Source organism: Microbacterium sp. (assembly GCF_011620715.1).
Taxonomy (GTDB): Bacteria; Actinomycetota; Actinomycetes; order Actinomycetales; family Microbacteriaceae; genus Microbacterium.
Genome location: NZ_WOYP01000053.1, coordinates 5,867 through 12,050, shown reverse-complemented (window position 1 = coordinate 12,050; position 6,184 = coordinate 5,867). Strand labels below are relative to the sequence as shown.

6 protein-coding genes are annotated in these 6,184 nt (G+C 68.8%); 3 read left to right on the top strand and 3 right to left on the bottom strand.

Annotated features, from left to right (window positions below):
- Nucleotides 1–128: 128 nt before the first annotated feature.
- On the top strand, nt 129–425 hold the full coding sequence (gene groES, locus QZV84_RS05145) for a co-chaperone GroES (RefSeq protein ID WP_292826313.1): 297 nt from the start codon (nt 129–131) through the stop codon (nt 423–425).
- A 70-nt stretch (nt 426–495) separates the two neighbouring features.
- Nucleotides 496–1,467: an EamA family transporter RarD gene (gene rarD / locus QZV84_RS05140; RefSeq protein ID WP_292826310.1), complete on the top strand. Its 972-nt coding sequence runs from the start codon at nt 496–498 to the stop codon at nt 1,465–1,467.
- Between the two features lie 131 nt (nt 1,468–1,598).
- Here the strand turns inward: rarD and QZV84_RS05135 are convergent, their stop codons facing one another.
- Genes QZV84_RS05135 through QZV84_RS05125 form a run of 3 tightly spaced genes read right to left on the bottom strand, consistent with a single transcriptional unit; the run spans nt 1,599 to nt 4,590 of the window.
- Complete coding sequence (locus QZV84_RS05135; RefSeq protein ID WP_292826307.1) at nt 1,599–1,934, bottom strand: metal-sensitive transcriptional regulator; 336 nt, start codon at nt 1,932–1,934, stop codon at nt 1,599–1,601.
- The gene (locus QZV84_RS05130) at nt 1,931–4,321 is read right to left on the bottom strand and encodes a heavy metal translocating P-type ATPase (protein ID WP_363331875.1); all 2,391 of its coding nucleotides are present in this window, start codon (nt 4,319–4,321) and stop codon (nt 1,931–1,933) included. The genes QZV84_RS05135 and QZV84_RS05130 overlap by 4 nt, the downstream gene beginning before the upstream one ends.
- A gap of 56 nt (nt 4,322–4,377) precedes the next feature.
- The gene (locus QZV84_RS05125; protein WP_292826304.1) at nt 4,378–4,590 is read right to left on the bottom strand and encodes a heavy-metal-associated domain-containing protein; all 213 of its coding nucleotides are present in this window, start codon (nt 4,588–4,590) and stop codon (nt 4,378–4,380) included.
- 250 nt (nt 4,591–4,840) lie between these two features.
- Here QZV84_RS05125 and QZV84_RS05120 point away from each other — a divergent pair, with 250 nt between their 5' ends.
- Complete coding sequence (locus QZV84_RS05120; protein WP_292826301.1) at nt 4,841–6,106, top strand: ABC transporter substrate-binding protein; 1,266 nt, start codon at nt 4,841–4,843, stop codon at nt 6,104–6,106.
- Nucleotides 6,107–6,184: the final 78 nt, after the last annotated feature.

Genomic DNA, 6,184 nt, shown 5'->3' with positions numbered 1-6,184 from the left:
CGAAATCGGATGCCGCGGCACTGGCACTCACGTTGCATGAGTGCCAGTGCTTGCCTAGACTGGGATTAGCACTCTCAGGTGGAGGGTGCTAATCAGTCTTGAAGTTTCAACGAAAGCAGAGGTAGACCGTGTCGGTTTCCATCAAGCCGCTCGAGGACCGCATCGTCATCAGCCAGGTCGAGGCCGAGCAGACCACCGCGAGCGGTCTGGTCATCCCGGACACCGCCAAGGAGAAGCCCCAGGAGGGCGAGGTCGTGGCCGTCGGACCAGGCCGGATCGATGACAACGGCAACCGCGTTCCGATCGACGTCGCCGTGGGCGACCGCGTGCTGTACAGCAAGTACGGCGGCACCGAGGTCAAGCTCGGTGCGGACGAGTTCCTCGTCCTCTCCGCTCGCGACGTGCTGGCGGTCGTCGTCCGCTAGGACCACCCCGTTCTGAGAAGGACCCGGATGCTGCGGCATCCGGGTCCTTCTTTATGCGTATCGTGGATGAGTGACCCGCGACGTGCCCTCTGTTCCCGAAGCGGCCTCCGGATCCCTCGACGACAATCCCCGCGAACGTGCGCTCGGCGGGGCCTACGCCTTCGCCGCCTATGTCCTGTGGGGTTTCCTTCCCCTGTACTTCCTGCTGCTCGCGCCGACCGGCCCCTTCGAGCTGGTCGCCTGGCGCATCGTGCTCTCGCTCGCGTTCTGCGCGATCCTGCTCACGGTCATGCGCGGCTGGGGGAGGCTCGCCGCGATCTTGCGACAGCCGCGCCTGCTGCTGTGGACGGGACTGGCCGGCGGCCTGATCTACATCAACTGGCAGGTCTACATCGTCGCCACCCTCAGCGGCCATGTCATCGAAGCGAGTCTCGGCTACTTCATGAATCCGATCGTCACGGTGGTGCTCGGCGTCGTGGTGCTGCGCGAACGCCTTCGGCTCACGCAGTGGATCGCCATCGGCATCGCGGTGGTCGCTGTCGGTGTGATCGTCGTCGGCTATGGAGCGTTCCCCTGGGTGGCACTGACGCTCGCGTTCACCTTCGGCACCTACGGGCTCGTCAAGAAGCGCCTGGGGCCCTCGGTCGATGCCGTGAGCGGACTCACCCTCGAATCGCTCTGGCTCGTGCCGGTCGCCACCGTCATCCTCATCGTCGTCGGATCGACGTCGGGCCTGACGATGGGTTCGGCCGGCCCCTGGCACGCGGTGCTGCTGAGCCTCGCCGGCGTCTTCACCGCCGTCCCGCTGCTGCTGTTCGCGGCGGGCGCCCGTCGGGTTCCGCTCACGGTGATCGGCCTGCTGCAGTTCGTCGCGCCGATCCTGCAGTTCATCATCGGCGCCTGGCTGCTCGGCGAGCCGATGCCGCCCGAGCGCTGGATGGGGTTCGCGCTCGTCTGGCTTGCCCTCATCGTGCTGACGATCGACTCGCTGCTGTTCTCGCGGCGCGCCCGCGGAGTGTCGGACGTCGGCGAACTCACCTGACCCGCGGTGCGGCACCCGAAGGTCGGAGGATCGCGCGAAAGTCGGACGATCCGCGCGCAATCCTCCGACGTTCGCGCAATCCTCCGACGCTCGCGCCCGGTCGCTGCAGGTCTGCGCGACCGTCGCCGCGGTCAGCGCACCAGACGCGCGATCGCGGCGGTCGCCTCGGTGATCTTGGCGTCGGCCTCGTCGCCCCCCAGGCGCGCGGCATCCACGACGCAGTGCCGCAGGTGATCGTCGAGCAGACCTATCGCGACCGCTTCGAGCGCGCTCGTGAGGGCGCTGATCTGCGTGAGGATGTCGATGCAGTACTTCTCGTCCTCGACCATCTTGTGGATGCCCCGGGCTTGGCCCTCGATGCGCCGCATGCGGTTGAGGTACTTGTCCTTGTCGGTGATGTACCCGTGGTGGGCGTGCTCGTGCTCGTCGCCTGCCGGAACGTCTTCGGCGAGTGCGGTGTCGGTCATGCCGTCTCCTTCGGCGAGGTGGTGAGTGCGCGGCTCTGGAACGAGCGCAGCCGCAGGCTGTTGCCGACGACGAAGGCGCTCGAGAACGCCATCGCCGCGCCGGCGATCATCGGGTTGAGCAGCCCGAGGGCCGCGAGCGGGATCGCCGCGACGTTGTAGGCGAACGCCCAGAACAGGTTCGTGCGGATCGTGCCGATCGTGCGACGGGACAGCCGGATCGCGTCGGCCGCGCTGCGCAGGTCACCCCGGACCAGGGTGATGTCCGAAGCCTCGATGGCGGCATCCGTGCCCGTTCCCATCGCGAGCCCCAGGTCTGACTGGGCGAGAGCGGCGGCATCGTTCACGCCGTCGCCGACCATGGCCACCACGCGGCCCTCCGCCTGCAGCGCGCGCACGACGTCCACCTTGCCCTGCGGCAGCACACCCGCGATGACGCGGTCGATCCCGACCTGCGCGGCGATCGTCCGCGCGACGGTCTCGTTGTCGCCGGTGAGGAGTATGGGCTCCAGACCCAGTGCGCGCAGCTGCGCGACGGCTTCGGAACTCGTGGGCTTGACGCCGTCGGCGACGACGAGCAGTCCCCGCGCCTGCCCGTCCCATGCGACGAGCACGACCGACGAGCCCTCGGCTTCGGCGCCCTCTTTGGCCGCGACCATCTCCGGCGCGAGCTCGATGGCCCAGTCGGCGAGCAGCCGCTCGCTCCCGACGACCACGGCGTGACCGTCGACCACCCCCGCGACGCCGATGCCCGCGGTCGCGGCGAACGATTCGACAGCCGGCAGCACGCCGATCTCCTGCGTCGCGGCGACGGCGATCGCCCGACCGATCGGGTGCTCGGATGCCGCCTCGAGCGCGCCGGCGAGCCGCAGCACCTCGGCGCGGTCGGTCGCGCCGCCCGCGGCATCCGATCGTCGGAGAATCGCGCCTCCGTCGGAGGATTCTGCGCCGATGCTCCGGCCGAGCGGCGATCCTCCGACGAAGGCTTGGCGGACTGCGGAGATCGGCACCACATCGACCAGCGTCATGCGCCCGGTCGTGACCGTGCCGGTCTTGTCGAGCACGATCGTGTCGACCGTGCGGGTGGACTCGAGCACCTCGGGACCCTTGATCAGGATGCCGATCTGCGCCCCCCGGCCGGTGCCGACCAGCAGCGCGGTCGGTGTCGCCAGTCCCAGCGCGCACGGGCAGGCGATGATGAGCACCGCCACCGCCGCCGTGACGGCCGAAGCGGCGGGGTAGCCGAGCAGCAGCCAGGCCACGAGGGTCACGACCGAGATCGCGAGCACGATCGGCACGAAGACGCCGGAGATGCGGTCGGCGAGGCGCTGCACGTTCGCCTTGCCCGACTGCGCCTCATCGACGAGGCGCGCCATCTGCGCGAGCTGGGTGTCATCGCCCACGCGCGTGGCGCGCACGACGAGTCGCCCGCCTGCGTTGACGGTCGCGCCGATCACCGCGTCGCCGACACCGACCTCGGCGGGCACCGACTCGCCGGTGACCATCGAGGCGTCCACGGCAGAGGACCCCGACACGATCACGCCGTCGGTCGCGATCTTCTCGCCCGGGCGCACGATGAATTCGTCGCCCGTGCGCAGCGACGAGATCGGGATGCGGCCCTCCACGCCGTCGCGGATCACCGCCACGTCCTTCGCGCCGAGTTCGAGCAGTGCGCGCAGGGCGGCACCGGCGCGCCGCTTCGAGCGCACCTCGAAGTAGCGCCCCGCCAGCACGAACATCGTCACACCTGCGGCGACCTCGAGGTAGATGTTGCCGGCGCCGTCGCTCGGCTGCACGGTCCACTCGAACTCGTGGGTCATGCCGGGCATGCCGGCGTGACCGAAGAACAGGGCGTACAGCGACCACAGGAACGCCGCCGACACGCCGATCGAGATCAGCGTGTCCATCGTCGCGGCGCCGTGGCGCAGGTTGATCCACGCGGCGCGGTGGAACGGGTAGGCGGCCCAGATCACGACGGGGGCGGCCAGCGCGAGCGACAGCCATTGCCAGTACGTGAACTGCAGGGCAGGGATCATCGCCATCGCGATCACCGGAACCGACAGCACGACAGCGCCGATCAGGCGCTGGCGCAGCGAGGTGAGCTCGCGATCCTCGGGCTCTTCGGCGGAGGATGCCGGAGGATGGGGGAGTGCGGCGGTGTAGCCGGTCTTCTCGACCTCCGCGATCAGCACTCCCGGGTCCATGCCCGCGGGCGCGGTCACCACAGCCTTCTCAGTGGCGTAGTTCACGCTCGCCGAGACGCCGTCCAGCCGGTTGAGCTTCTTCTCGATGCGACCCGCGCACGACGCGCAGGTCATTCCGCCGATCTCGAGCTCGACCCGTGCGCTGTTCGTGCCCGCGCCGGAGGCGAGGGCTGCGGCCGGGCCCACGCGCCCGGAGCCTCCAGACGACGCGCCAGCGGCGTTTGGAGGGGGTGTGGGGACCATCAGACGCGCACCGCTTCGTATCCCGCCTCGTCGACTGCGGCCAGCACATCGGCATCCGCAAGCGGCTGGGTCGAGGTGATGACGAGCCGGCCGCTGGCCGCGCTCACGTCGATCTGCTCCACACCGCCGAGCTTGGACACCTCGCCGCGCACCGCCGATTCGCAGTGCTCGCAGCTCATGCCCGTGACCTGGTACTCGTTCGTCGTCGCCATCGTGCCACTCTCCGTTCCGATACCCCTAGGGGGTAGCTCGTCTGCTCCAACTGTATACCGAGCGGGGGTATTCCGGGGCCGGTGGGTCGGCATCCACTCCCGGCCGCGGTGAAACCGCGGTTCATAACGATTTGACCGTGTCACACATCGTTAACGAACGGCAACATTGCCGAGACCCGCGCGCCGTTAGGTTTAGGGGAACTGGTCCGGCGCCCGAGTCGGGCCGCGTTCATTCAGAGCAAGGAGCAACATGAGCGTCTTCTCCCGAGGCACTGCCTCCCGTTCGCGCGCGCGGACGGTGATCGGCGGCCTCGCCATCGCCGGCGCAAGCGCCCTCGTCCTCGCCGGCTGCGCCGGAACCGCCACGACTACGGATTCGGCGGCCCCCGCTGAGGATCTCACCCTCAAGATCGGCACCGTCCTGCCCCAGACCGGCAGCCTGGCATTCCTCGGCCCGCCCGAGGAGGCCGGTGTTCAGCTCGCCGTCAACGAGGTCAACGAGGCTGCGGCCGGCGTGACCGTCGAAGCGACGTTCGGTGACTCCGGTGACGCCGACAACAAGGCTTTCGAGACCACCGTCCCGAAGCTCCAGAGCGAAGGCGTCGCGGCCATGATCGGTGCCGCCTCCTCGGGCGTCACCAAGCTGTTCCTGGACAGCAACGTCAGCGAGGGCATCATCACGTTCTCGCCGGCCAACACCTCCCCCGACTTCACCACGTGGGACGACAACGGCCTGTACTGGCGCACCGCTCCCAGCGACCTGCTGCAGGGCGAAGTGCTCGGCAACCTGATCGCCGAGGACGGCCACAAGAACATCGGCATCATCTACCAGAACGACGCCTACGGCACCGGCCTCTACGGCGTGGTCAAGGAGGTGTTCGAGGCCAGCGGCGGCACCGTCGTCGCTGACGCCTCCTACAACGACGGTGACACGTCGTTCGACGCGCAGGTCGCGACGATCACGGCGGCGAACCCCGACGCGATCGTGCTGATCACGTTCGACCAGTTCGCCACGATCGCACCGCTGTTCGTGAACGCCGGTCAGGACGCGTCGAACTTCTACCTCGTCGACGGAAACCTCAAGCAGTGGGGCGCCGACGTCAGCGTCGGCCTCGAAGGCGCCAAGGGCACCACGCCCGGACCCGTGCTCGCGGACGACTTCCAGCAGCGTCTGAACGACGCCTGGACCGCTGAGGGCAACGCCGAGCTCGAGGACTTCTCGTACTCCGCCGAGTCGTACGACGCGGTCGTGCTGCTCGCGCTCGCATCGCTGGCGGCCGGTTCGACCGACCCCGCCGCCATCGCCGAGAAGCTGCAGGAAGTCTCGGGCGGCTCCGGTGACGGCGAGAAGTGCGAGTCGTACGCCGACTGCGCCGACATCATCAACGGCGGTGGAGTCGTCGACTACGACGGCTACTCCGGCGGCATCGCGTTCGACGACGCGGGCGACCCGACTGAGGCGACGATCGGCATCTTCCAGTACGGTGCCGACAACATGCACACCCGCATCAACTGACTGATCGCAGCGAGGGCCCCGGAGCGATCCGGGGCCCTTTGCCGTGCCCCTGCGGGCGGGATGCCGAGAAGGTGTGTT